Raw genomic sequence first — 24,391 nt, 5'->3', positions numbered from 1 at the left:
TGACTTTTTTTAAAAAGTTGATTATATATAAATGCTACATTTAACTCATTTGCTCAACTAAGGAGGAGACGTTATGAAGAAAATGTTATCGTTAACCGCCGGCGCGGCTGTTTTTGCAGCGGCCACGGCTGCGCAGGCCCAAATTGATGTTGTATTCCAGATCGATGAATCAGGAAGCATGTCGTCTGCAATCAATGGTGTGAAGAAGAATGTCAAGACAATATATGGTGCCTTGCCAATAGGGTCACATGTTGGTCTAGTAGGCTATGGAGCGATGGGTACAAATTTCCCAACTCCAGATCATTGTTATGATGTGAACGATCCTATACAATCTCAGGAAATCCCGCATATCCATACATCATTGACAACTGACCAGAATGTTTTCTATAATGCGGTTGATCAAATGATTGCATACGGCGGTACCGAACAAGGATACCGGGTAGTTTACGAATCTGCAAGCGATACAATTGCTGCTGCATGGAATGGTTCAACCTGCGTATCCACTCCTAAACCGTCGCTTGGTTTTACAGGGGCACCATACTGTAATATCCTTATTACCGATGAAACACCAAATCAAGGCGGTCGCACACAGCAGGAATCCATTGATGCAATGAAGGCCAGAAATGGTATTTTCTTCGGCATTATTCCAACAGACTTGTTTACAGAGACGAAAAAGCTCGCTGATGACACAGGCGGCAAACTCTTTGACCTGACGCAGTTTCTAAATAATCCTCAGCCTGTCATTCAAGCTGTGCTTGAAGCCTGTGTCTGGGCTACATCTTTGAAAGCAGGTGATGGCCTTGGAGGCAAATGCCTTCCTTTAAGCAGCAAGGAAATAACCTATACGCTGGATTATGGTAATCCAAGCAAAGGTTCTATCCAAAATGTGCAGATAAGCCATACTGGCGGCACTTCGGGCGGATCGTCATGGAACACGAACGTCGGTACTCTTGTAGCCGGGGCAACCGGTTCGACCACAGCAACAGTGCCAACGGGACAACTCGTTAAGGGTACAAAGTTCTTCAATGAGTTCACGATGACAAGCACCACGCCAGGAGTTGGAAAGGCTGTTGCAAAAGTAGAAACTGAGGTTTGCCAGAATACGCCGCCGGAGGCGAAGTGCAAGGACATGCAGGCAGCTCTTGGTTCAGACGGCAGTATTGCAATTTCACCAGCTAACATTGATGGCGGCTCGTCTGATCCCGATCCGGGTGATCATGTGGCTTTGAATATTTCCAAATCAAAATTCACCTGTTCTGATATCGGCGTAGCGAATTATGTTTCTTTGACTGCGACTGATGACAGTGGTGAATCCGATTCCTGTTCAGCAAAAGTGACGACTGTTGATAATCTGGCTCCAGTCGTCAAAACAAAAAATATCACCGTGCAGCTTGATGCAAGCGGCAAGACTTCAATCTCTGTGCCTGATGTTGACGGCGGAACCACAGACAACTGCTGCATAGCCTCCCGCAGCCTCAGCAAGAGCAGCTTCACCTGCGCCGATGTCGGACAGCAGGCAGTCACGCTGACCGTCACGGACTGTAATGGCAACAGCGGCAGCGCAACGGCGACTGTGACCGTTGTGGACACCCTTGCACCGACGAATGTCCAAGCCAATGCTCCGGCAACAATTTCGCCGCCAGATGCGCCCATATCGTTCAAGGCGACAGCGACGGACAACTGCTCCGCCTCTGTCAAGATAACCGATTATTCCTGCTACAAAGTCAAGAAGGATGGCTCGCAGCAGAGCAAGATGGAGTCCTGCGTTGTCAATGTGTCCGGCGACACGCTGACCATCGCCGATTCAGGCGGGGTCGGCGACAACATTGTCTGGGCGGTGCTTGCCACAGATCAGTCGGGCAACACTGCGACCGCGAAAGGCAGTGTTCTGGTGGCCAATCCAAGCAATGCCGGAGGTAATAAAGGCAACAACGGGGTCGGCAACGGCCAAGACCCGCAGCCTCCAGGAAATCCGCCGATCAATGACGGAGCAGGCACCAGCCCAGGAAATCCGGGCAACAAGAAGAAGTAGCCGCAGATTGCACAGATAATTTGCTGATGGCAGGGGCTGTGAAAAGCCCCTGCCATTTTTTATGGCAGGGTGACTTCGAGGCAAAGCAGCACGTCGTCCTGATCCATCCCTGTCCTGCTTTCCTTCTTCAGCGGCAGACGCTTCGGCAGCTCCCGTCAGGTGGCGCGGTGTCCGCAGAAAGCCGGGAATCTCGAAAATGGGCCATTCCTTTCTCCGCAAGGCTGCTCTTCACATGCCCGCGATGGCCGCAGCCGCAAGAACAGAATGGGGCAAGGCCTTCAAGGCCCGCCTCGCCGCGAACGGAAAACCGCCGATGGTCATCATCATGAGCCATGATGCGCAGGGCTTCGTCCATGTCGCTGTCGGCGTCCTCAAATCAGGAAAAATGTTCGATCCGGCCCTGCATGGCACTTGACCAGGACAACAGTATCTACATCAAGCACATGCTTGGTGCAGCCACTCGACACAGGGGCAGTTGTAATAAATAATGCGAATTAGGAGTTGAAAATATGGGTCAGTAGCAACAGAGCGGCAGCGTATTTTCCATAGACATTAACAAGCAGCCCTTGTGTTGAGCGAACTTTTGAAGCTGTCTTGATGCCGGTTTTCTCGTCAATCCAGTTGAACAGGGACTCAATTTGCCGCCTGATTCGGCTGACATTTGTTGAAAGCATTTCATCCGTCATGTTGAGCTGCTGTCCTTTGTTTTTTTCACCGGCGTGTTTAAAACGATGTTCTGTTCTTCTGAAAACTGCTTCAATTCCTTGCTGAGATATGCTTTATCCGCAGAGACAGAAGTGTCATGCAGATCGTCGGCAATATCTTTCAGAACATTGATGTCCGCTGCGCTTGCCAGTGTGATTCCGATATAATCAGGCGGAGGAAGCCTCCTGTTTCTTCGGACAGCAAGAATGAGGCCGAAATACTGCCTTTCCTTGACAGCATCACAGCCTTTGTCTGCGATTTCACGGGCTGCTGATGCCCGGCGCAGCCGCCGGGCATCAGCAGTCATGATCGGCATTGAGTCAATCAGGCAGATGTGTTCCAATTCAGCTAGCGGCAGAAAATCATTCTGAATGACAGAAAGCAGTCCGGCAAAAGCCTGCGGGAGACGGTTCAGCCGTTGGATACACGCCGCATATGCGGGAAGTTTTGGATGCCCATTCCTTCAGATGATTCCGAAGAACATATCCATAGACCGGCTTCACTTTTCTGTGCCCATTCATAATCCTCCATAAATAAACAGTCACTGCCTCGGAATCGCTGAATCTAGGTTTGGAACTATTGTTCATGCGTTCCGCACAGACACACAGGCGGGATGTGAACTGCTTGTCCATGCAAGAAAATAATATTATAAGACGTTCCTGCCAATCCATTTTTCCTCCTGCGGTCAAGTCGGCAAAGGTGGTGCTTTGCCGACCTGTCGTACAAGAATTATGGATTGGTTTTAACTCCTAATTCGCATTACACAAGATTCAAAAGACAGGATCAGCTTGCAAATAACGAATTTGCATTAACGATGCTGCAGTCCGAACACAACACCGCCTCATCCAGCTTCCGTATCAGCAATCCAGTGAGTATCTTCGGGTAAAAGAAGGTGGACTTGTGCGGCATGATGTTACCGCTGTCCGCGACCTTCAGCACCTGCGCCACCTTGGTCGGGTTAAGGAGGAAGAGCAGCGGCGTGTGCCCGTCCTCGGTCACGCTCTGCTTGACCGCCGCGTCAATCGCCTCGTCCGGGTCGCTGATGTAACTCACTAACTTTTCCCGCACGCACTGCTCGTGGCTGAGGCCAAGCTGCTCCTGAATGAGGAAGTCAGAAAGCACGACCACATCCAGCCCGCGCAGCACTTCCGGCTTGGCAGCCAAGGCCGGGCTGGCGGCGAAGGTCTGCGGCGTGGCGGCGAGCAGGAAGGAGCGGTTCTCGCCCGGATGATAGACCCCGAAAGCGGGCAGGCCGCTGTCCGCCTCGGCCTCGTCCATGCGGTTGAGCGTCTCGGCCAGCAGGCTCTCGCGGCTGCCTTGAGTGATCTCCGCCACCTCCAGGCCCGCGCCCATCTTGGCTGCCAGCGCGTCCGCGCTCATCGCGCCGGACCAGCGCACGAGGCGGTGCGTTGGCAGGACAGAGAGGCCCGAATCCTCGCAGCCGCAGAGGTACATCATGATGAAATTGCAGGGATGGTCAGCGGGCAGATCGGGGTTGGCGGCCAGCATCCGACGGCGATGTTCGAGCGCGGTGGTGTAGCGATGATGGCCGTCAGCGATGTACACCGGCCTGTCGGCGAAGAACTGCCGCACGGCAGCAATGGCCGACGCGTCTGTCACCCGCCAGAGCGTGTGCGTGTTGGCGTTGCCGTCCTTGACGTGCAGCAGCGGCTGCGGCTCCTGCGCCTGCTCCAGCGTGCGGATGACCTCCTGCTGCGGGTCGGAGTAGATGGAGAAGATCTTGCTGAACTGCGCGGCGCAGGTCTCCATCAGCTTGAGGCGGTCGCCGATCACCCCGGCAAAAGTCTTCTCGTGCGGGCGGACGATGCCCTCGCTGAACTCCGCCAGCCCGACCAGCGCGACGATGCCCTTGCGGGTCAGCCGTCTGCCGTTCGGATGCTGGTACTCAATGCTGTAGAGATAGATGGCGGGCTGCGCGTCGCGGATGAGGATATCTTCATTCTGCCAGGCAAGGAAGCGGTCGCGGGCCTGCTGATAGCGACCGTCGTCCGCAGTCTCGTCCTGGGCAGTGTTGCGCAGGTCCAGGTTGATCATCGAGTACGGATTCTTCTGCCGCAGCTTCTCCCCGTCTCCGGCGGAGATGATGTCGTAGGGCGGGGTGAAGACATCATCCAGCCGCTCGATCTTGGCGGGGTTGTAGCGCAGAGCGCGGAACGGGGCAAGAGCAGCCATCGGTCGTATCTCCTGACGTTGTGAAAGCAAAGAGGGAAAGTAAGTAAGCAGAGTTGATCAATGCGGTCTGGTGGCACTTCTTCGTTCTGCCACCAGTGTTAGAACAGGGAATGCAATGCGGCAGATACAGAATGTTCAGCGGCAGATCAGCCTCACGGCTCCTGAAGAAAGCCGAAATTGCCTTCGGTGCCGAGCAGATGAGCGAATTTGCCCTGATTTTCTTTGATTTGGCTGATCACTGCCAAGGCCAGCTCCAAGGCGCGGCGGCCTTCCAGGCCAGAAACCGTCGGGCTGCGGCGCTTTTGAACATTGGCAACAAATTCGCGCAGCTCCAATTCGAGCACATCCTGCTCTTGGAAGGCGTGCCGGGAAATGTCCGGCAGGGGAATGCCGCCTTCGCTGCCAGATTTCAGGCGCACCGCTGTCACCTCTTTTTTGCTGAAATCCACGGCCAGATAGCGGCCCGGCTGGAAAATCCGCATCTTGCGCACATTCTCCAAAGAAATTCTGCTGACGGTGATGTTGGCGGTGCAGCCGTTCTCAAAAATGACGCGGGCGTTGGCGATGTCAGTCAGCTGCGTGACCACTGGTGCGCCGACAGTGTGGATGCCCTGTATCGGAGAATTGACCATTGACAGAATGATATCAATATCATGAATCATCAGATCGAGGATTACATCCACGTCCGTGCCCCGATTTTTAAACACCGACAGCCGGTGCGCTTCGATAAACAGGGGATTTTTCAATAGCGGCTGCACGGCCAGAACCGCCGGGTTGAAGCGTTCCAAATGGCCGACTTGCAGAATGAGCTGCTTTTCCTCCGCCAAGGCGATGACTTCGTCCGCCTCCGCCAAGGTCGTGGTCATCGGTTTTTCCAACAGAATATCCACGCCGCGCTCAAGGCAGGCCAAGGCGGTCTGATGGTGGTGGATGGTCGGCACAACAATGGAAACAGCGTCGGTCTGCTCCAGCAGCTCGCGGTAATCGGCAAAAGGAACCGTGCCGCATTCGGCAGCGACCGCCTCAGCCCGCGCGAAATCTATATCCGCCACTCCAGCCAAGCGCACATCCTGCATGGCCGCGTATTTCTGCGCATGGAAGCGGCCCAGATAGCCGACTCCGATCACTCCAACCCGAACTTTGCCTTCCTCTGGCTTCATATCATGTCATTTTAAAAAAAGCAGCCTGCATCAGGCAGGTGGCAGTTTTTCAGCGGGCAGCCGCTTCCTGCGCGGCCCGCAGCATTCGGAACAGCTCGCGGCTGTGACGGGGATTCCGGCTGACAGCGAAAAAAAAGGCCAGCCGGGCCAGCTCGCCCGCAGCGGCGGCAGGAAATTTGGCCGCAATGTCCTCGGCTGTTGCTGACCGCCATGTTTCGGAGAAATCCTCCTGCCGTTCGGCGGCGCGGCTGCGGGCGGCAATCGCCTCCTCAATCAGGGCATCACGCAGATGCTCCAGCTCGTGCTGCTGTTTTTTTCGCAGCAGCGCAGTTCCCTTGCGTTGCGCAAGAAATTGATAGAGCGCGTCCGGCGTTTCTTCCTCCCGCAGCAGCTTGGTGATATGCTTGAGATGCCGCTTCCGCGCCCCGTCCCGTCCCAATCCAGCGGCCTCTTTCAGTTCCAAGCGCACTTCCTCAGCCGCAGGCAGCTCATCCAGCACAGCGGCGGGCAAGGCGGCCAACTCCTCGACCAATTGCTCCAGCTGCTTGATTCTTCGTTTTTGCTCAGACCGGCTCAGTTCCATGCCGTCTCCTTTTGTTTGCCAGCAGCAGCAGGGCCTTGTCCCAAATCCGGTCGGCGGTCTCTTCTTTGGAAAGCAAATCGAGCTGTTCCACACTGTCCAAGGTGATTAGGGTGACTTGATTGGTGTCCACATCAAAACCGGTGCTGCTGCCGAGGATGTCGTTGACCACGATCAGATCGGCCTTTTTCGCCAGCAGTTTGCGCTTGCCCTCAGCCTCATGATTGCCGCTTTCCGCCGCAAAACCGATCAGCAGCTGGTCATCCCGGCGGCTGCGGCCAAGCGTGGCCAGAATATCCGGGTTGACGGCCAGCTCCAGCAGCGGTTCTGCCGTTGTTTTTTTGATTTTCTGGGCGGAAAAGGCGGCGGCGCGAAAATCCGCCACGGCTGCTGCTTTGACCACTATTGAGGCGGCTTGAGCATGGCGGCTGACGGCCTCAGCCATCTCCAGCGCAGTTTCAACTCGTACCAAGGTCACGCCGGGCGGCGGTTCCAAGGCGGTCGGCCCGGAAACCAGCGTGATCGCTGCCCCGCGCCGTTTGGCTGTCCGCGCCAGCGCATAGCCCATTTTGCCGCTGGAACGGTTGCTGAGAAAACGGGCCGGATCAAGCGGCTCCCGCGTCGGCCCGGCAGTAATCAGCACCTGCTGACCGGCCATGTCCTGCGCGGTCAGCAGACCCAGCAGCAGCTCCCGCACGCTGTTCCATTCTGCCAGCCGCCCCGCTCCTTCCTCGCCGCAGGCCAGCAAGCCGCACTCCGGCTCGGCAATGGCGTAGCCGAATTCACGCAGAGCCGCCAAATTTTTCTGCGTGGCCGGATGCGCCAGCATTTTAGAATTCATGGCCGGACAGAGCAGCACCGGCGCGGCGCAGGCCAGCACCGAGGCGGAGAGCAGGTCATCGGCCATGCCGTGCGCCAGCCGGGCTAAGGTCTGGGCTGTGGCTGGCGCAATCAGCACTGCGTCCGCCGCCGCAGGCAGAGCAATATGGCTCATGCCGTCAGCGAACATGTTGGTATGCGCAGGCCGCCCGGACAGCGCGGCAAAAGTCAGCGGCGTGACAAAACGGGTGGCGGCGGCAGTCATCAGCACCGTCACTTCAGCACCTTCCTTGGTCAAGGCATGCACCCAGCCCGCAGCCTTGAACGCGGCGATGGAGCCGCAGACTCCAAACAAAATTTTTTTGCCGCGCAGGCTGGGAGGCATGACTGGTTCAGCGCAGGTAGTCATCCTGCTGCATCGGCTGCACATCCGGCATTGCCGGCATAGGCGGAATCTTCTCCTGCCGCCGCTGGCCGCTGCTGGCTGGCTCGCCGAAGGGATTCAGTTTGACCGAAGCGCTTTTGTCTATGGTCACATACAGCGTCAGGCCGGTTCTGCCAAAGTCACCTTCAGAAATGATCATCATGCAGGTTTTGTGCGGTTTGACAAAGGCGAACATGATGTCGGTGGAAGCTGCCTCACCGACCAGCTTCCATTTTGCATCTTGCATTGCACTGAGCATGAAATCTTTCAGCGACACCGCCTCAACCTTGCCAATGTAATGCCATATCCCGCCATGAAAGGACTCGGTTTTGATCGCCATAGATTTGGCGCGGTCCCATTCCATCTCCGCAGGCATCATAATATCCTGAATGTCATCGGCAAAGTTGGGAATCGGCGGCAGGCCGCTGAAGTCGCTTCGCCCGGAGCTTCCGGGCAGAACGCAGCCGGAGAGCAGGGGCATAGCAGTCAGAGCCAGCGCGAAGAGCAAAGTTTTCACAGGCAAAGCGCGGTGTTTCATGGGATGGTTCCTCGGAATTCGTGCAGGATGAAAGAAGGATGCGCAGCAAAAGACCGCGCTCGACCAGCTGAATGTCATTTCATTTTTTGAGGAGCGAAGGTGTCGTCAAAAACTGGGGAGAGTTCGCAGGCGGAACTGGAGGAGGTGCCGACGATTTAGATTTAGTGAACGCTTGCAAACGCGCATACACTTTGTCCGCAGACTGGACATCGGTGCTGCGGTCAAGATAAGTGCCGCTATTGGCCGGATCAATCACGCAGATAATCGGCAGATTAAAGGCACCCAGACCTGCGGCGTACATCTGCCATTCAGTGGAATGATCCATATTGGCATACCAAGCAATATAGTGCTGCTCGACCAGTTCCTTGACCGGCGGAAACGGAAACACGCTCTCCAACACGGTGAAACGCATATATTTGGTGTTTTGGCAGGTGTCCCGGCCAACGACTAACAGCACCTTTTTCTGCTGCTGGACAGCAAGCTGAAGAGCAGCCTGTTTCGATGTCTGCCAGACAAGACCTGCGGCACGGCTTTCCTGCACGAAGCAGGTCAGCAGCAGAACAGTCAGAGCGATGGCAACTTGTTTCATGACATTCCTCCTTGATTGCATGGGACAGTTCCTCCAAATTCATGCAAGATGAACGTTTCCAGCGGCTGGCGCTGGGATTGCTGGCTGCGGTGGACAGGATGGCCAAAGGCGAGCAGGGCGGCCAGCTCATAGTGCCCGCTCAGGCCAAGCACGTTGTTCACCTGCTCTTTGTTCGCCAGTATCTGGCCGAGCCAGACCGCGCCCAGCCCCAGCTCATGCGCAGCCAACAGCATGTTCTGGATGCAGGCTCCGGCGGCCTGATGATCTTTGACCCGATCATACATCTTTTCCTGATCAAGGTAAACCGCAATCAAGGCCGGAGCCGCTCTGACGATGTGCGCATACTGGGTCAGTCCGGCAAGCTGCTCGCGAATGCTGCTGTCACGGACAAGGACAAACCGCCACGGCTGGTTGTTGAGGCCGGACGGTGCCCAGATGCCTGCTTGGATGATGCGCAGCAACAGGGCGCGTTCAACCGGCTGCGGTGTGAATTCGCGGATGCTCCGCCGCGTTCTGATCGCTTCTTGGACGGGCTGGTTCATATCTCCTGCTGGAGCAATCACTCTTCCCACTCCGAGGGCTGCTGGTTGCCAGCAAGCCGCCGATAGGTTTCAACCAGATACGGCAGCGGCCCGCCAACCTGCTCGCTGTGTGTCAGCGCAAACGGCGGGCAGGAGAAGGGCGGAAAATAGGCATCGCCGGGATAGGCCTGCGCCAAACGGGAAAGGAGCAAGGTGTCAGCATGACGCAGGGCCATGCTGTAGAGCTGCTCGCCGCCGATGACAAAGAGTTTGGCTGCCTGCCTGCGCCGGGCGGCGGCAAGACCTTCGGCAAAGGAATGCACAATCTCGCCGCCTTCCGCCTGAAAATCTTCATCCCGCGTCACGACGATGCTGTGCCGCCCCGGCAGAGCGCGGCCAATTGAGTCCCACGTTTTCCGGCCCATGAACAGGCAATGCCCCCACGTGATTTCCCGGAAGCGGGCCTGCTCGCCGGGAAGCTGCCACGGAATCTTATTGTCGCTGCCGATGACTCCGTTGGCCGCCACCGCAGCGATCAGAATCAGCTCCATCGTTATTCGTAGAGGTCGCTGTCGCTGATCGGCCCGTCTTCCGGCGCGAGATCGTCGGTGTATGCTTCTGCCAAATCGGCTGCGGAAGCCTCCGGCAAGGCGCAGAGCTGCCGCACTTTCTGGTCAATTTCCAGCAGCATTTCAGGATGTTCCTTGAGGAAGGCCTTGGCGTTCTCCCGGCCTTGGCCGATGCGCTCATCGTTATAGGCGTACCACGCCCCGCTTTTGTCAACAATCTTGCGGTCAACCGCCAAGTCGAGCAGATCGCCAGCGCGTGAGATGCCTTCACCGTAAATGATGTCGAACTCCGATTCCCGGAAAGGCGGCGCAACCTTGTTTTTGACGATCTTCACCTTGGTGCGGTTGCCGATGACCTCCTGACCGTCTTTTATCTGGGTCATCCTGCGGATGTCAATCCGCACCGAGCTGTAAAATTTGAGGGCGTTGCCGCCGGTGGTGGTTTCTGGGCTGCCAAACATCACCCCGATTCTCATACGAATTTGATTGATGAAAATCAGCACGGTGTTGGTTCTCTGAATCAGGCCGGTGAATTTGCGCAGGGCGTGCGACATCAGCCGGGCTTGCAGGCCGACATGCTGATCGCCGACGTTGCCGTCAATTTCCGCCTTGGGCACCAAAGCCGCCACCGAGTCCACCACAACCACGTCCAAGCCGCCGCTGCGCATCAAAATTTCGCAGATTTCCAGAGCCTGCTCGCCGTAATCCGGCTGCGAAACCAGCAAATTGTCCACATCCACGCCCAGTTTTTCAGCGTAAGTGGTGTCAAGGGCGTGCTCTGCGTCAATGAAAGCCGCGTTGCCGCCTAACCGCTGGGCTTCGGCGATGACGTGCAGAGCCAGCGTGGTTTTGCCGCTGGATTCCGGGCCATAGATTTCCGTCACCCGGCCACGCGGCATTCCGCCCACGCCTAAGGCCAAATCAATGCCCAGCACACCGGTGGAAATAACCGGGATATTCTGCCGCTCATGCTCGCCAAGGCGCATGATCGAGCCTTTGCCGAACTGCCGGTGAATCTGACTGATGGCGTTGTCAACGCTTTTGCTTCTTCCTTCCGCCTGTTTTTCCGGTGAAACAGCCATGTGATTCTCCTTGATTGTTATGCGAGAACAGAACGTCTTGCGCTCAATTGCATGTGCACGTCAAAGCTCTTCTTGTAATTGTATTCACAGCCAATAAACAGGATAATGCCGCTTCGGGTTGGCGGACATGTTGTTCACCAGCAGGGCGACCAAGAGCATAAGAAGCGAGCCAAGCAGAACTGGTGAAAGAACATAGCGGTAGCCCAAAACATGAATATTGTCTCCGCCGATAACAGCAATGAGTGCGGTTGCTCCTCCCGGCGGATGTAGCGTGCGGGTGAAGTGCATTGCCACAACGGCTAAAGAAACTGCCGCCGGAGCAGCCAACATGCTGCTGCCAAAAAGTAAAAATACGGTCACTCCGACCACGGCTGAAACACAATGTCCGCCGACGAGGTTTCTCGGCTGGGCAAATTCAGCCATCGGCGTGCCATAAATTAAAACGGCAGATGCGCCAAACGAGCCGATCAAAACTAATCCGCTCACGTGTCCAGAAACTGCCTGCACTAAAAAAATGCCGAAAAAAGCCCCAATCCACGACCAGATTATTTTACTGACCGGCTTTCGCGGTGGACATGTGCCGGTCGGTTTCATGCGTTGGAAATATTTGTTCATCTGTGCAATCATAGTCTTTTGTCTTCACGCGAGGACCTACGAAATTAGCCTTTCAACCAGCCTGTAAACCGTTGTGCCGACATTTTGTGGCCAATTGACGCAGCGAGGATTGTCGCGCTGTTGAGCACGTCGAACAGCATCAGCAATATTTTCTTTAGGGAATTTATTGATGCAAATCCCTTTATTGTAATCTGGAAGATACTGCTTCAGTCGCTCTGAACATTGCGCTGAAGATTGAACGCCTTTGCCGTCTTCAAAATGCAGGAGCAGCCAGTATTCAAACTTAGGATTGCTGAGGGCGAAGCCATAATTTTCTTTTTCTTGCGACCAAGTATGCAGCTCAGAAAGCTGTTCATCTGTCCACTGGTCTTTATCAACAACCAGCCAAGCCTCATCTGAATCTTTCAGTTCATTCTTTTTCAGTTCCGTTTTCATGCGCTTCAGAACATGGAAAGGCGAACTGCTATGCCCGCTTTTTAAACATTCAACTTTAATCGTCGCTTCGCGGCTGTTGAAAAAATTAAAATATTGCTGTTCTGTCTTCTCGCCTTCGGCAGCTATGAGAAACAACTTCCGATATGACCGCTGGCCAATCGCTCTTGTAAATCTACTCAATTTTGGAGGCATTATTCCGCCTCCTCTGATTTGCATTGCCGCAACGGGCCATTCAGTAAAAGACGAGGAATGCCGCCCAGTCGTCCTTGCAGGTAGCTTTTCCGAATATCTTTGTCTTTCGCGGCATCTTTATATTCGCTAAAGGAATAGAGCGTGGATGCGCCGGAAGCATCTCGTTCCGCCACCCACATTTCATCATGGCGCAAGAGCTGCTTGTCCATCAGCAGCACATCGTGTGTGGTCAGCAGAAGCTGTGAGCGGCTCTTTGCAGAACAGCTGGCAAGGTATCTTTCCAGCAATCTTCTTGTCAGAAGCGTATGCAAACTGCGGTCAATCTCATCTATGACACAAACTTGATGTGAATTCTGACTGGAAAACGAAAGAAAGACGGGCAGGAGATCAATGAGCCTTTGCGATCCGTCCGACTCCTGCTTGGTCTCGAACATTACTTTTGTGCCATCTGTTTTCAGATGGGAGGTCATCAGTTTCTTGGCAATCAGCTTGCCTTCTTTCCGTGTGATGAAAATTTTTGTCACGCCACCGTTTGGATCAGATGGAACCTGAATGGCAACAGCAGCTCCTTCTTTTAGATTCTTCTGAATATCGAGCTTTATAAATTCCGGCAACAGAATAGTCTCAAAAGGAATTTCCTCTCCTTCAAGATGAGCTATTCCTGTATCAAGCTGCTGAAGAAGCTCGTTCATAATAGTGCATACCGGATTTTCCCGAATAGCCGGAAACAGATCAATACGTGAATTGGACCCAACCAACAGAAGCTTATTCTTGAACCAATCATAAACCGGCCTGAATGCGCTGACGCGTTGTGAAACAGAGTTGGTGAGAAAGAGCTGATTCTCTCTGGTGCCTTCAAAGATGGGTTGAAGTGATGGGTCTGCTGGATTTCCTGGTCTGCTGTAGAGAACTTCCTCGTTGTCATCCGCAATTTTAACAAGTTTTTCTTCAACAACCGCAGCTCTGGTCACAGCAAAGCTCAACTCGTATATAATTTCGTCAATCAGCAGCTCAAAGGCAAATCGGGATGGCCGTTCTGTTCCGTCCGCATCCAGACAGAAAGGTTCAACCGGAATCAGCTCGTCAATTTGGCTGACTTTGACCACCAACGATCTGGCAAAGTTTAACGCCTGAAAGAAGTTGCTCTTCCCTGAAGCATTTCCGCCATAGATAGCCGCAATGGGAAGAACTCTTGTTCCATACTTATGGAGCTTGGGAATACGTCCTCCATGCCGCCGCTCTTTGGTGGCAACCATCGAAAAGGTGACTGGATCACGGAAGGACATCCAATTTTCAAGCGTAAAGCTGATAATCATCGCGTCATCTCCCGATATGCAAGTTGTATTCTTTCCATAGAGTCACCTTAGATGGTTGATGCAGGACAATCAACAAGAAAGAGCAAGCAAACACTCCCCTTCCATCTCTACCGGCTGCTGCAATCTGAGCAGATGCAGCAAAGTCGGGGCAATATCCTTCAATGCGCCACCGTTCTTCAGTCTGTTGCCTTTGTGTTTTTCGCTGACCAAAATCAGCGGCACAGGATTCAAGGTGTGTGCTGTGTGCGGCTGGCCGGTTTCCAAATTGACCATCATTTCAGCATTGCCATGATCAGCAGTGATGAGCAATATGCCATCCAGCTCGCGCAGCCGCTCGGCAATCCGGCCCAAGCAGGAATCCACGGTCTCGCAGGCTTGCACTGCCGCCGCCAGAATGCCGGTATGTCCAACCATGTCGCCGTTGGCAAAATTGAGAATGATCAGCTCATGACGCGGCTCGGCTAAAACATCCAGCAGACGTTCTGTGATTGTATTCGCGCTCATGGCAGGCTTGAGGTCATAGGTGGCCACATCGCGCGGCGACTCAATCAAAATGCGCTCTTCGCCGGGAAATGGCTCCTCGCGCCCGCCGTTGAAGAAATAGGTGACGTGCGCATATTTCTCAGTCTCAGCAATACGTAGCTGGCGCAGCCCGGCCTTGCTCACCTCTTCGCCCAAAATGCGGGTCAGGTTTTGCGGCGGAAAGGCGACCGGAAAGGGAAATTCCGCCTCATATTCGGTCATCGTCACTAATTCAAGCAGCTTGGGCCGTTTGCTGACATCAAAGCCCTTGAAATCGGCATCAAGAAAGGCGTGACACAGCTCGCGCACCCGGTCAGCGCGGAAGTTGAAGAAAACCACTGCGTCGCCGTGCTGAATCCGGCTTGCCGCATCCAGCACAGTCGGCTGAATGAATTCGTCCGTCTCGCCGCGAGCATAGGCCGCTGTCACCGCGTCAAGCGGATCAGCCGCCGTCAAGCCTTGGCCGTCAACCATCGCCCGCCACGCCTTTTCGACCCGATCCCAGCGCGTGTCTCTGTCCATCGCCCAATAGCGGCCAGAAACCGTCGCCACTTTGCCGCAGCCGATGCGCTCGATAATTGCTAAGAGCTGCTGCATATAGCCCGCGCCGCTGCTCGGCGGGGTGTCGCGCCCGTCCATGAAGCAGTGAATCTTGGCCTCAATCTTGCGGGCGGCGGCCATTTCCAGCAAAGCCGCCAAATGGCTGAGATGCGAATGCACCCCGCCGTCCGAAAGCAGGCCGCAGAAATGCACCCGCGAGCCAGCGGCCTGCGCCTTGTCCAGCACGGCTGTCAGCGCGGGATTCTTGGCAAATTCGCCCAGCGCAATGGCCCGGCTGATGCGGGTGTAGTCCTGATACACCACCCGGCCCGCGCCGATGTTGAGATGGCCGACCTCGGAATTGCCCATCTGTCCTTCCGGCAGGCCGACCGCGCCGTTGTGCGCGGCCAGCGTGGTGCAGGGATATTCCGCCGCCCATCTGTCCATGTTCGGAGTTTCAGCCACATGCACCGCGTTGGTTGGCGCAGGCGGGGCAATGCCCCAGCCGTCGAGAATCGCCAAAACCACAGGCCGTCCTGCCGCTGTCATTTGTCGTCCTCCTGCTCCTCTATGCCCAAATCGGCCTGCAAATCAAGGCGGGGCGCGTCGTGCCACAAGCCTTCAAGATTATAGAACTGGCGGGTCTCTTTATAGAAAATATGCGCCACCACGTCGCCGAAATCAAGCAGCACCCAGAGTCCTTCCTGAAGGCCCTCGGCGTGCTTGCTGTTGATGCGCTTGGAGTTCAGCTCCGCCTCGATGGCTTCGGCCAAGGCCTGCACATGGCGGGTCGAGCGGCCGCTCATGATCAGGAAGCAGTCGGTGAACGAGGCTTGGCCGCGCACATCGAGGACAACTAAGTCTTCTGCTTTGGTGTCAAGGGCGACGCGGGCGCAGACAGCGGCCAGCTCCAGCGCGGTGTGCTCGCGGTATTCTTTTTTGAGTTGTTGCATAGTATTGTTGAGATGAATTTATGGATTCAACATTCTGTAAAACTTCTTTCAAACCTCAAACAGCTCTTTGAACCATTGCATGAAAACCGCAGCCTGTGGTGAATCTGAAGACAAAATGCGTTCCGTTACTGCTTGATGAAGTTGTCGGCCTGGCGGATTCTGCCACGCCAGCCACGTATGAATTTTTGCTTTGTCGCTGTGGCAGTCTTTGAAGCAAGCTCCCTGCGCTTTGGCCTGCTGGCAGCTTTGCTCAGAAAAATCCCACAATGCTTTTCCGTTTTCCGGCAGGAGGAATTGCAAAAAGGTTTCCAGCATTCCCCGTTCTTTGTTGTCCGGCATCATCCAAACGCCGACTTTGATTTCACCGGGATGAATCAGGCCAGTTGGAGGGAGTTCCTCTGGAATATCAGGATATATTTCGATGAGGCAATTGCGAATACTTTGCCAACGATTAGCTGGATAATCATCCGCATCAAGAATGATGCCAAGTATTTTTAAAGTTTTTCGTCGCATTCTGACCTGAATGCTGAGTTCTTCTTTATCCAGCAGTTTTTCCACGCTGCCCAATGCCTGAATCTCAACAATCCATTCTTTCTTATTTTCTCCCCATTTAATGCCATTCGCTTCAACAAGCTGAGGAATAACCCGCTTATCGTCCTCGCCTTCAACCAGCAGAACTTTTGAATAAGCCAGCATCTCAGCGCACCTCAAGCTCACGGTTGAAGGCAAGATTTATTTCCTTATTAGTGAATGTTTCTGCTTGCTTCATATCTTTATCAATCCGATGAATGCGGATTGACATATCTGCAAATTCATCCTCAATGGCATTGTCAGCCAGCGTTTCCCAGCAATCTCTGCTGTGCGTGGTGGCGAAAACTTGCACGTTGAGTTTTTTTGCAGTGGCGCAAACCAGCTTCCACATTTTGGACATTACGGTATGATGCAAGCCGGTGTCTATCTCATCAATCAACAGTGTGCCGTTTTTGGCTCCGATAAGAGAGAGAACAATACCAAGCAGCCGACGGATGCCATCTCCGAAACTATCAACAGGGATTCTTTTTTCCCATTTTCTGCTTTTGACAATTATCCCCCCTTTACCAACAGAAGCAACACGAACAATATCTTGTTCAACAATTCTTACAGCTTCAAGCATCAAATCTTCGTCTGAAGTTAACAATATCTTGTCTAGTAAAAAAATAATCTCTTCTTTGTTTAAAGATAAAGATGGCACAAGCTTTATATTAATGTCACATGCAACCATTTTTGATTTTGAATCAAAAGATTTTCTCATATAATTATATATTAACCCTCCTTCACGACTGATTGGACATTTTCCTCTGCAATATCTATTTTGATCCCACAGCCACTCAACGTCAAGCTGATATTGTCCAGCAGAGTATGGTGTAAATTTTAAAAAAGATGATTTAACTTTTTCGGTCTCATTGATAAAAAACGACAACCCCTCAATAGATTGATCGGCAGCTACGATGGCTAAATCTAATTTTGGTGTCAAATTAAATCCATGAAATAACTGACACAAATCTCCTTCTACATCACGATGCATTCGCTCTTCATTCTGAATAAATTCATCTTTTTCTGGAATAAATGAATATAATACAGAGGTATCTCTTGATTTTAAGAGATAAATAGCCTCCAGCACCGAAGTCTTTCCACAATTATTCGTCCCAACCAGCAGGTTGACCTGCCCAATATCATCAATTTTATATTCAGAAAAGCCTTTGAAATTTTTTATCTCAAGCTGAGTGATCATTTTAAAGTCTCCTCAAAGAAGTTCCCGTTCCCACGCTTTGCATGGGAACGAGTATTTTACTCTGTTTCCTCTCCGCCCTTGCCCTTCGTCTTTCGCGGCGGAAATTCAAAGGTCACTTTGCCTTTCGCATCCATGAGCAAATAGGCATCAAAGGGCCGTTTTTTCTTGGAGATAAAACCCTTGATCAGCTCGGTCTTGCCCTGCGTCAGCAATTGGCCGACATGCTCCCGGCTGATGGCCCGCTCCAAGATGGTTTTGCCAATGCGCAGCCCCTGCTTCTGGTCGCCGTTCAGGGCGGATTCAGACAAATAGGCCATCGCAGTTTCAAAAACCGGGCTTTGATCAACCGGCGAAAAGCCAACCGGTTCCTGCTCCTTGATTGCACCCAGATCAAGATTATCCGTTGAATCAGGAAATTGAAAGGAAACCTTGTCGTCTTTCAGCATCAGCGAGGCCGTGAAGGGCTTGCCCGCCTTGGAGCGGAAATCCGCATACGGCCCGACCGTCTCGCCTTGGATCAGGCGGACGATTTCCTCCGGCCTCATCACCCTGCCGCCGAGAATTTTGCGGATGACCAAGCGGCGGCCTTCGGATTCGTAGGCGGTGTCGGTCTCAAAGAAGCGGCAGCCTGCCACGGGCGAGAACGCGGCCTCCTTGCGCATTGGGCTGCCTTCCTTGACCTTGCCGACTATGGTGGCGGTCTGCTGGCGGATTTCCTGCATGAACTGCTCGCGGGTCATTTTGCCCTTCAGGATTTGGTTGAGCTTGAACTCCCATTCGCCGGTCAATTCCGGCGAAGCCAGCACATCAATATCTCGCGCCTCCAGCAAGGCGATCAGCTCAAAGGCTTTGCCGGTCGGCACCAAATCCTTCAGCTCGCGGACAAGATATTTCTCGGTCAGCAGCTTTTCAATGATCGCCGCCCGCGTGGCCGGGGTGCCAAGGCCGCGCTCCTTCATCGCCTCGGCCAGCTCCTCGTCCTCAACTAATTTGCCAGAGTGCTCCATTGCCGACAGCAAGGTGGCTTCATTGAAGCGGGGCGGCGGTTTGGTCACTAATTTTTTCTGCTCAATTTCGGCGCAGATGGCCGCTGTCTTTTTCGGCAGAGCCTCCAAGGTCTTGCCGCCTTCGCCCGGCTCTGCGCTGGCACCGTAAATGGCCTTCCAGCCAGCTTCAACCAGAATTTTGCCTTCGGTGAGGAAGGTTTCGCCTTCAACAATGGACAAGCGGCGGGTTTGATCAAAGATTGCTGCCGGGAAGAAAATGGCCAAAAAACGCTGCACGATCATCTGATAGATTTTCAGCTCGGCCTCGTCCAGCTTCGAGGGCAGGTTGACCGTGGGAATCAGGGCAAAGTGGTCGCTGACCTTCTTGTTGTTGAAGATGCGCTTGTTTTTCGCATTCTTGTCCGCAAAGCCCTTAGCCAGAGCTTCGGCGGCAAATCGTCCGTGCTGCCACTGTTGCTGGCTGGCAAGCACCTCTTTCACCTCGGCCAGATAATCTTCCGGCAAGCAGGTGCTGTCGGTGCGCGGGTAGGTGATCAGCTTGTGCTGCTCGTACAACGCCTGCGCCAGGCTGAGGGTGTTTTTCGCCGAAAAACCGAAGCGGGAGTTGGCCTCGCGCTGCAAGGTGGTCAGGTCGTAAAGCAGGGACGCATTCTGGCTGACCTTTTTGCTTTCCTCCTCGACCTTGGCCTGCTTGCCCAAGCATTTCTCGGCAATCGCCTTGGCCTGCTCCTCGTCCCAGATGCGCTTCTTATTGCCGTCCGGGTCTTCCTGTTCCTTTTTGAAAGCGGCATCAATCCACACCGCTGGATACTTGACCGAGCCGCATTCAAACTGGGCGTGCAATTCCCAATAATCTTTTGGCACAAAGGCCAGCCGCTCCTGCTCGCGCTTGACCAGCAGCGAAAGAGTTGGGGTCTGCACCCGCCCGCAGGGAGTCTTGCTGAAGCCGCCGTGCCGCGAATTGTGGCAGGTCAGGGCGCGGGTGGCATTGATGCCAATCAGCCAATCCGCCTCGGAGCGGCAGAGCGCGGCGTGCTCCAGCGGCACCATTTCCTTGTCGTCGCGGAGCTGGCGCAGGCCGTCCTTGATCGCGTCCAGCGTCATGGACTGAAGCCAGAGGCGGCGCACGGTTTTATCCTTGGGCGGCTTGGGAAAAACCTGGCGGAATATGTATTTGAAGATCAGCTCACCCTCGCGTCCCGCGTCGCAGGCATTGACAATCACGTCCACGTCCTTGCGTTTGAGCAGCTTGCTCAGGGCCATGAATTGCGGCTTGCTGTCCGGCAGGACACTGAGGGGGAAAACCTCCGGCAGAATGGGCAGATTCTCCAAATCCCACTTTTGCAGGGCCGGATCAATTTCCTCTGGAAAACCAATGGAAACCAAATGGCCGATGGCGTAGGAGACAATGCAGTCCTCGCCTTCAAAATGGGTCTTCTGCCGGTCGAATGTGCCGGGCAGAGCCTTGACAATGTCAGCGGCCACGCTGGGCTTTTCAGCGATGATGAGGGTCTTTGCCATATTCAGTTCAAGTTACATGCTCACAGGGCTGCGTAGATTATGCGACCCGCAAATTTTAATATAGAAGATTTCTTGCTCAATATAGGCGGCGGCTGGATTATTTAAGAACTGACTGAAAGTCATTCTCTCAACCAGCTATCATTTTCTCGATATGATCCAGAAAATTGCTCTCGTTGACAAATGTCAGCTCGTGCATTCCGGTTAAGCCCTCGCACTGTTTTTGACTAAGGCCAACAATACAGAGCAAAAAATTCGCTTTGTCTATACTCATTCTTTTGCGCATCGTCAGATATTTGTCAATATGCTGCTGAAATTCCCCTGATTTACATTCAATACAGACTGGAATAGACTCGTTGATCAGGAAAAAGATGTCAAGCTCATGCACATCTTTATTTGGAAAGGTGATAGATACATTGCGCAGACAGGAAGCCGGCAGCTTCTTATCCCGGAAGAATTCCAGCAGCCGCATGAAGATCAGCCATTCCATCCATTCACCATTGAAAAAATTGATAATCGCCGGGATTGTCTGTAGCTTTAGACGAATTATTTTATCCTCTTTTTGGTAAAAATACTTGGCGACAAAGGTGTAGTCATACAGATTGCGGCAGAATTCAGTGATTTTCTTCACCTGCTCTTGGCTTTTTCGGCTAAGATTCAGCTTCACCTCCCCATACCCTTTCCTTTGCACATACTTGATCTGCTCAACAACTTCGCTCAAGGTGTCAAAATCATTTCCCAAGGCAAGGGCAATCTCATCAAAAAAACCGGTGGTGTCCATTGCTTTATGATTCACCTCAACTGCAATCTGTCGCTGCTTAAACCATTGCAGAACAGGACGGTATTGCTCGTCGCTTTTCAGAGCTTCGGTATGATAAATATCAATTTCTTCAAGCGAAGTTTTTTCCGGCACAGAACTGCTTTCCGGCTTTTGCGGCTGAAGCTGCTCCTGAAGCTCGCGCAGGGCCTTGGCCTGCATGAAATATTTCTCCAGCAATTTCTCAATGAAGAGAACAGTGTCATAGATTGTGACCGCTTGCTGACACTTCGGACATTTCACCGATTTGCCGACATGCTCACTGGGAACCTCACGCAGGTGAGCGCATTTGTTGCATCTAAAAATTGCCACGTTTTTATCCTCACATTATCTCAACCACAAACCACGCCACCATAATCCCAGCGATCAGCATTTTGGCCGCGACTCCGCCGATGAAGCCGAGAAAGGAGCCAACGCCAGAATGGAGTGCCTGCTTGAGCTGTTCGCCCATGATCAGCTCGCCGACGACTGCGCCCAGCAGCGGGCCGACGAGAATGCCGATTGGCCCGACCACAAAGACCAGCAGGGTTCCCAGAACTGCGCCCCAAGCGGCTGCCTTGGAGCCGCCGAATTTCCGCACACCCCAAGCGGTGGCCAGCACATCAACCGCATAGCCGAGACAAATAAGCAGCCCTTGACCGACAAAAAACCAGCCTGAGAGGCTGTCAAAGCCGGTGATCAGGCCATAGACCAAAAAACCGCCTGCAATCAGAACAGTGCCGGGCAAGGCTGGAAAAACGATGCCGACGAACCCGGCAGCAATGAAGGGCAAAGCGGCCAGAAAGCCCCAGACATGGGTCTGCGCCAGAGTCGCAGCGCAGAGGGATTGAAGCCATTCAAGCATCCGGGCCTCCACAGCTCAGGTGCAAAATGCGAAGGCCCAGGACAGAGCCGCACGTCCTGAGCCTGAGACAGCTTGCCATCTTTTGCAAGGCTATTTTTGCTGAACCGGCTGCGGGACTGGCTTCTGTGCCGGGGTTGCCGGAGCCTGCTGCTGCTGTTCAGCTTTGCTCTTCGGCATCGGCTGAGTGCCTTTTTTCGGCTCCTGCTTGCCCTGCCCTTGCTGCTGGGCGATTTGGCCGATCAGTATCTCGTTGTTGAGCTTGCAGTTTTCCAAATCTTTGCCAGTTTTGGCCAATGTCGCGCTGCGCTCCTCAACGATTTTCTCCAAACCAATCACTTGGGCGCGCAGAGTTTCTGCCTCGGCAAGAACTTTATTGCGCTCCTCCTCCAGCTGGCGGTTGGCAGCATCCAGCTCATCAACCGCAGCCCGCATCTGATTGCAGTCTTTGTTTTTTCCCTCGCAGGCGGCCAGCCGTTTATTCTCCTCCTCAATCATTTTGGCAGCTTCGGCCAGTTTCTGCTCCTGCGCCGCATTCTCTGCCGCCAGAGCCTGCTTGGCCTCCTCAACAGCGGCCAACGCCTGATCTTTCTTCGCTTTCAAATCAGCCAGAGCCTGCTCCTGCTCGGCCATTCCAGCAAGCCTGCTTTGCAGCTCCTCAATTTTTTTGCGGGACTTGTCAAGCTGGTCGGCTGTTTGCTGCTGCGCATCCTTCTGCCGTGCCGCGTCCGCCCGCAGCTCGCTGTTGACTTGCACCGCATTGTCCGCTTCTTGCAGACGGGTGTGCATCATCTTGTTTTCCTTGGCCAGCTTCCGGCACCGACCAGTCTCCTTCTGCCCCCAGACCGCCGAGATCAGCAGCAGCGCAATCAACGCGCCGATGAAAACATTTTTTTTGTCGTCCATAGTCCGCTCCTTTTCGTATGATGGGTTCAATGCTGAGTTCCGCCGCTACCGGCGGCCAGCTCTCTGTCCACGCTGCTCAGATTCCGCTTCACCTTCGCCTCAATGCCTGCGCGGGGATATTTGCGCAGGATGTCCTCCAGCAGCGATTTGGAGGAACGCAGCAGCTCCTTTTTCGTTGCTTGATCAGGCGCATTCAAGGCCTGCTGGAACAGTGCGGCTGCTTTTTTGCGAATGCTTTCACCTGCCAGCCGCTGCGCCTCGCCAACTTTTCCATCCGCCTTGGCTCCGAATTCCGTGCCATTCAGTTTGGTGAACAGCTCAATGGCTTGGTCATAGTCTTCCGCCTGCATGGCCGCCATGCCTTTGTCCCAAGTCTCTTGCAAGGCTGCTGCCGGATCAGGCAGAGGACTGGCTGTAGGAGCACTGACTGGCCCAGCTGGTTGCGCTTTGCTGCCTTCTGGCACTGCTGCCGGTGTGCCGTCCGCCGGAGCCTCAGTGTGAGATGCCGCACCAGCAGGCTGCAACGCCTCTTTTTTCTGCCGGACTATATCCTGCTTGTCTAACGGCAAAATATCCAACGGCACCTGATCGAGACGTTTCACCGCCTGCTCCGGCGGCAGCTTGCCTGCCTGCGCGAGCAAGCCGGAAAACCACTGCTCCGCCTCCTGCTCAATTTTTCGCGACCAATCTTCGGCATCGCTCTTCAAGGGCGACTCCGGGAACAGCCGCATGAACTCCGCCGCCTGCTGGGCCAGCGTGAAGCCGTCTTTGTCCGGGCGGTAGGTCAGGCAGCCAAGGAGCAAGGCGGCATATGTGTCCAGCTCGTCCCGCCGAGTGCCGACCGCTTCAAGCGCGGCCAGATATCTGCCGCAGCGGGCGGCGCAACTGCTGTCTATGCGGCGCAGCTCCGTGTATTTCCGCCGGGCCGCCGCATAATCCTGATGCCCGAAATCAAGGTCGGCCAGCATCTGCAAGGCCTCAGCCTCCTGCCGACGGTCGCCGTCGCGCTTGGCCGCCGTCTGCACACTGGCAAAGGCGCTGCGCGCCTCCTGCTCATGCCCGCTTTTCAGCAGCTCAAGACCTTGGCGATGCAGCGCGCCTTTGTCTACAGCAGGGGCCTGCTGCTCTGATTGCATCGGCTGAACAGCCTGTTCTGGCGGCGCAGTTTCCTGCTGGGCCGGAGCAGCAACTGCGCTGGCAGGCTCTTGCCGTTGGCTTGCCGGAGCTTTGAGGGAATTGAAGAGCTTGGGGCATTCACCTTCCAAATAAGCGATATCCTGCTCTTTAAAATCCTGCAACGAACCGAATATCTGCTCACGGGAAATACGCGGCAACTGTTCCTGCCGCAACCTTTCCTGCAAGCCTTTATAGGCATTCTGAAGTTCTGCTGTTTTGTTGCGGCAGGTGATCAGCTGCGCCACCTCGTCTGGAGTCAGCTTGAGCGTTTCTTGGCTGCCGCCTAAATCCTGCCAGTCGCGCAGCCGCTGCTCATAGGCGGCGATGCGGCCATTGATTGTGGCAAGGGCTGGTTCTAGAACTTGCTTGGAATACGCCGCCTGCTCTTCCGGCGAAATGGTCTGCCGAGACTGCGGCGGAACAGGAGTCTGCGGCACTGCCGGACGCTGTGTCGGCGGCGGACTGGAAGGCAGGCAGCCGCTCAGGAGCAGCGGCGCGCCCAAGCTGAAAAACAGCAGCCCCAGCAGGCCGGGGCGGAAAGAAACTGAGGAAGCATCCATTGTTGAAGGT

At 54.3% G+C, this 24,391-nt stretch carries 25 protein-coding genes; 2 read left to right on the top strand and 23 right to left on the bottom strand.

All coding sequences use genetic code 11. The features are described 5' to 3' along the window. The first annotated feature begins 73 nt into the window (after window positions 1–73). Together ACNKH6_RS00320 and ACNKH6_RS00315 are read left to right on the top strand one after the other, a co-directional pair. Window positions 74–2,032: a hypothetical protein gene (locus ACNKH6_RS00320; RefSeq protein ID WP_417913550.1), complete on the top strand. Its 1,959-nt coding sequence runs from the start codon at window positions 74–76 to the stop codon at window positions 2,030–2,032. Between the two features lie 196 nt (window positions 2,033–2,228). Continuing rightward, window positions 2,229–2,447: a hypothetical protein gene (locus tag ACNKH6_RS00315; RefSeq protein ID WP_417913549.1), complete on the top strand. Its 219-nt coding sequence runs from the start codon at window positions 2,229–2,231 to the stop codon at window positions 2,445–2,447. A gap of 79 nt (window positions 2,448–2,526) precedes the next feature. Here the strand turns inward: ACNKH6_RS00315 and ACNKH6_RS00310 are convergent, their stop codons facing one another. The 23 genes from ACNKH6_RS00310 to ACNKH6_RS00200 form a co-directional block, all read right to left on the bottom strand. Continuing rightward, window positions 2,527–2,718, bottom strand: a complete 192-nt coding sequence (locus tag ACNKH6_RS00310; RefSeq protein ID WP_417913548.1) for a hypothetical protein — start codon at window positions 2,716–2,718, stop codon at window positions 2,527–2,529. Further along, window positions 2,715–3,080, bottom strand: a complete 366-nt coding sequence (locus ACNKH6_RS00305; protein WP_417913547.1) for a transposase — start codon at window positions 3,078–3,080, stop codon at window positions 2,715–2,717. The genes ACNKH6_RS00310 and ACNKH6_RS00305 overlap by 4 nt, the downstream gene beginning before the upstream one ends. Window positions 3,081–3,520: 440 nt before the next feature. Then, the gene (locus tag ACNKH6_RS00300) at window positions 3,521–4,930 is read right to left on the bottom strand and encodes a DUF1015 domain-containing protein (RefSeq protein ID WP_417913546.1); all 1,410 of its coding nucleotides are present in this window, start codon (window positions 4,928–4,930) and stop codon (window positions 3,521–3,523) included. Window positions 4,931–5,082: 152 nt separating this feature from the next. After that, a complete protein-coding gene (locus ACNKH6_RS00295) occupies window positions 5,083–6,090 on the bottom strand; it encodes a Gfo/Idh/MocA family oxidoreductase (protein ID WP_417913545.1) in 1,008 nt (335 codons plus the stop codon). Between the two features lie 49 nt (window positions 6,091–6,139). Next, window positions 6,140–6,673: a DUF615 domain-containing protein gene (locus ACNKH6_RS00290; RefSeq protein ID WP_417913544.1), complete on the bottom strand. Its 534-nt coding sequence runs from the start codon at window positions 6,671–6,673 to the stop codon at window positions 6,140–6,142. Continuing rightward, window positions 6,654–7,898 carry a bifunctional phosphopantothenoylcysteine decarboxylase/phosphopantothenate--cysteine ligase CoaBC gene (coaBC, locus tag ACNKH6_RS00285; protein ID WP_417913543.1) on the bottom strand — a complete coding sequence of 415 codons (1,245 nt, stop codon included), beginning with the start codon at window positions 7,896–7,898 and terminating at the stop codon, window positions 6,654–6,656. Before coaBC ends, ACNKH6_RS00290 begins: the two co-directional genes overlap by 20 nt. Continuing rightward, a complete protein-coding gene (locus ACNKH6_RS00280) occupies window positions 7,882–8,451 on the bottom strand; it encodes a hypothetical protein (RefSeq protein WP_417913542.1) in 570 nt (189 codons plus the stop codon). Before ACNKH6_RS00280 ends, coaBC begins: the two co-directional genes overlap by 17 nt. 79 nt (window positions 8,452–8,530) lie before the next feature. After that, window positions 8,531–9,040, bottom strand: coding sequence for a hypothetical protein (locus ACNKH6_RS00275; protein ID WP_417913541.1), 510 nt, complete (start codon window positions 9,038–9,040; stop codon window positions 8,531–8,533). After that, window positions 9,037–9,582 (bottom strand): nitroreductase family protein, encoded by a 546-nt coding sequence (locus ACNKH6_RS00270; RefSeq protein ID WP_417913540.1) that lies wholly within the window; start codon window positions 9,580–9,582, stop codon window positions 9,037–9,039. Before ACNKH6_RS00270 ends, ACNKH6_RS00275 begins: the two co-directional genes overlap by 4 nt. Window positions 9,583–9,599: 17 nt before the next feature. After that, on the bottom strand, window positions 9,600–10,112 hold the full coding sequence (locus ACNKH6_RS00265) for a dihydrofolate reductase (RefSeq protein ID WP_417913539.1): 513 nt from the start codon (window positions 10,110–10,112) through the stop codon (window positions 9,600–9,602). A 2-nt stretch (window positions 10,113–10,114) separates the two neighbouring features. Then, a complete protein-coding gene (recA, locus tag ACNKH6_RS00260; protein ID WP_417913538.1) occupies window positions 10,115–11,212 on the bottom strand; it encodes a recombinase RecA in 1,098 nt (365 codons plus the stop codon). Window positions 11,213–11,296: 84 nt separating this feature from the next. Then, window positions 11,297–11,827: an HPP family protein gene (locus ACNKH6_RS00255; RefSeq protein WP_417913537.1), complete on the bottom strand. Its 531-nt coding sequence runs from the start codon at window positions 11,825–11,827 to the stop codon at window positions 11,297–11,299. 36 nt (window positions 11,828–11,863) lie between these two features. Next, the gene (locus ACNKH6_RS00250; protein WP_417913536.1) at window positions 11,864–12,454 is read right to left on the bottom strand and encodes an RloB family protein; all 591 of its coding nucleotides are present in this window, start codon (window positions 12,452–12,454) and stop codon (window positions 11,864–11,866) included. Continuing rightward, on the bottom strand, window positions 12,454–13,770 hold the full coding sequence (locus ACNKH6_RS00245; RefSeq protein ID WP_417913535.1) for an AAA family ATPase: 1,317 nt from the start codon (window positions 13,768–13,770) through the stop codon (window positions 12,454–12,456). Before ACNKH6_RS00245 ends, ACNKH6_RS00250 begins: the two co-directional genes overlap by 1 nt. Window positions 13,771–13,839: 69 nt before the next feature. Beyond that, window positions 13,840–15,381, bottom strand: a complete 1,542-nt coding sequence (gpmI, locus tag ACNKH6_RS00240; protein WP_417913534.1) for a 2,3-bisphosphoglycerate-independent phosphoglycerate mutase — start codon at window positions 15,379–15,381, stop codon at window positions 13,840–13,842. After that, complete coding sequence (rsfS, locus tag ACNKH6_RS00235) at window positions 15,378–15,785, bottom strand: ribosome silencing factor (RefSeq protein WP_417913533.1); 408 nt, start codon at window positions 15,783–15,785, stop codon at window positions 15,378–15,380. Before rsfS ends, gpmI begins: the two co-directional genes overlap by 4 nt. A gap of 48 nt (window positions 15,786–15,833) precedes the next feature. Continuing rightward, the gene (locus ACNKH6_RS00230) at window positions 15,834–16,481 is read right to left on the bottom strand and encodes a DUF3226 domain-containing protein (protein ID WP_417913532.1); all 648 of its coding nucleotides are present in this window, start codon (window positions 16,479–16,481) and stop codon (window positions 15,834–15,836) included. A 1-nt stretch (window position 16,482) separates the two neighbouring features. Further along, window positions 16,483–17,556 (bottom strand): AAA family ATPase, encoded by a 1,074-nt coding sequence (locus tag ACNKH6_RS00225; protein WP_417913531.1) that lies wholly within the window; start codon window positions 17,554–17,556, stop codon window positions 16,483–16,485. Window positions 17,557–17,612: 56 nt separating this feature from the next. Beyond that, window positions 17,613–20,084, bottom strand: a complete 2,472-nt coding sequence (locus ACNKH6_RS00220; RefSeq protein WP_417913530.1) for a DNA topoisomerase III — start codon at window positions 20,082–20,084, stop codon at window positions 17,613–17,615. Window positions 20,085–20,211: 127 nt separating this feature from the next. Then, window positions 20,212–20,994, bottom strand: a complete 783-nt coding sequence (locus tag ACNKH6_RS00215; protein ID WP_417913529.1) for a hypothetical protein — start codon at window positions 20,992–20,994, stop codon at window positions 20,212–20,214. Window positions 20,995–21,220: 226 nt separating this feature from the next. After that, entirely contained in the window at window positions 21,221–21,742 is a 522-nt protein-coding gene (locus tag ACNKH6_RS00210) for a DUF456 domain-containing protein (RefSeq protein WP_417913528.1), read from the bottom strand. Between the two features lie 90 nt (window positions 21,743–21,832). Continuing rightward, complete coding sequence (locus tag ACNKH6_RS00205; protein WP_417913527.1) at window positions 21,833–22,645, bottom strand: hypothetical protein; 813 nt, start codon at window positions 22,643–22,645, stop codon at window positions 21,833–21,835. 26 nt (window positions 22,646–22,671) lie between these two features. Next, window positions 22,672–24,381, bottom strand: a complete 1,710-nt coding sequence (locus ACNKH6_RS00200) for a hypothetical protein (protein WP_417913526.1) — start codon at window positions 24,379–24,381, stop codon at window positions 22,672–22,674. Between the last annotated feature and the right edge of the window lie 10 nt (window positions 24,382–24,391).

This window comes from Candidatus Electronema sp. JM, assembly GCF_048287415.1.
GTDB lineage: Bacteria > Desulfobacterota > Desulfobulbia > Desulfobulbales > Desulfobulbaceae > Electronema.
Note: the sequence above shows the minus strand (reverse complement) of the source record. Positions and strands in the feature narration are given on the sequence as shown.

Coding starts and splice junctions, on each gene's coding strand:
- ACNKH6_RS00230 (WP_417913532.1), bottom strand. CDS start 16,481: ATGCTGGCTTATTCAAAAGTTCTGCTGGTTGAAGGCGAGGACGATAAG.
- coaBC (WP_417913543.1), bottom strand. CDS start 7,898: ATGACTACCTGCGCTGAACCAGTCATGCCTCCCAGCCTGCGCGGCAAA.
- ACNKH6_RS00310 (WP_417913548.1), bottom strand. CDS start 2,718: ATGACGGATGAAATGCTTTCAACAAATGTCAGCCGAATCAGGCGGCAA.
- ACNKH6_RS00290 (WP_417913544.1), bottom strand. CDS start 6,673: ATGGAACTGAGCCGGTCTGAGCAAAAACGAAGAATCAAGCAGCTGGAG.
- ACNKH6_RS00320 (WP_417913550.1), top strand. CDS start 74: ATGAAGAAAATGTTATCGTTAACCGCCGGCGCGGCTGTTTTTGCAGCG.
- recA (WP_417913538.1), bottom strand. CDS start 11,212: ATGGCTGTTTCACCGGAAAAACAGGCGGAAGGAAGAAGCAAAAGCGTT.
- gpmI (WP_417913534.1), bottom strand. CDS start 15,381: ATGACAGCGGCAGGACGGCCTGTGGTTTTGGCGATTCTCGACGGCTGG.
- rsfS (WP_417913533.1), bottom strand. CDS start 15,785: ATGCAACAACTCAAAAAAGAATACCGCGAGCACACCGCGCTGGAGCTG.
- ACNKH6_RS00295 (WP_417913545.1), bottom strand. CDS start 6,090: ATGAAGCCAGAGGAAGGCAAAGTTCGGGTTGGAGTGATCGGAGTCGGC.
- ACNKH6_RS00315 (WP_417913549.1), top strand. CDS start 2,229: ATGGGCCATTCCTTTCTCCGCAAGGCTGCTCTTCACATGCCCGCGATG.
- ACNKH6_RS00265 (WP_417913539.1), bottom strand. CDS start 10,112: ATGGAGCTGATTCTGATCGCTGCGGTGGCGGCCAACGGAGTCATCGGC.
- ACNKH6_RS00205 (WP_417913527.1), bottom strand. CDS start 22,645: ATGGACGACAAAAAAAATGTTTTCATCGGCGCGTTGATTGCGCTGCTG.
- ACNKH6_RS00275 (WP_417913541.1), bottom strand. CDS start 9,040: ATGAAACAAGTTGCCATCGCTCTGACTGTTCTGCTGCTGACCTGCTTC.
- ACNKH6_RS00245 (WP_417913535.1), bottom strand. CDS start 13,770: ATGATTATCAGCTTTACGCTTGAAAATTGGATGTCCTTCCGTGATCCA.
- ACNKH6_RS00210 (WP_417913528.1), bottom strand. CDS start 21,742: ATGCTTGAATGGCTTCAATCCCTCTGCGCTGCGACTCTGGCGCAGACC.
- ACNKH6_RS00220 (WP_417913530.1), bottom strand. CDS start 20,084: ATGGCAAAGACCCTCATCATCGCTGAAAAGCCCAGCGTGGCCGCTGAC.
- ACNKH6_RS00280 (WP_417913542.1), bottom strand. CDS start 8,451: ATGAAACACCGCGCTTTGCCTGTGAAAACTTTGCTCTTCGCGCTGGCT.
- ACNKH6_RS00200 (WP_417913526.1), bottom strand. CDS start 24,381: ATGGATGCTTCCTCAGTTTCTTTCCGCCCCGGCCTGCTGGGGCTGCTG.
- ACNKH6_RS00255 (WP_417913537.1), bottom strand. CDS start 11,827: ATGAACAAATATTTCCAACGCATGAAACCGACCGGCACATGTCCACCG.
- ACNKH6_RS00270 (WP_417913540.1), bottom strand. CDS start 9,582: ATGAACCAGCCCGTCCAAGAAGCGATCAGAACGCGGCGGAGCATCCGC.
- ACNKH6_RS00225 (WP_417913531.1), bottom strand. CDS start 17,556: ATGATCACTCAGCTTGAGATAAAAAATTTCAAAGGCTTTTCTGAATAT.
- ACNKH6_RS00300 (WP_417913546.1), bottom strand. CDS start 4,930: ATGGCTGCTCTTGCCCCGTTCCGCGCTCTGCGCTACAACCCCGCCAAG.
- ACNKH6_RS00250 (WP_417913536.1), bottom strand. CDS start 12,454: ATGCCTCCAAAATTGAGTAGATTTACAAGAGCGATTGGCCAGCGGTCA.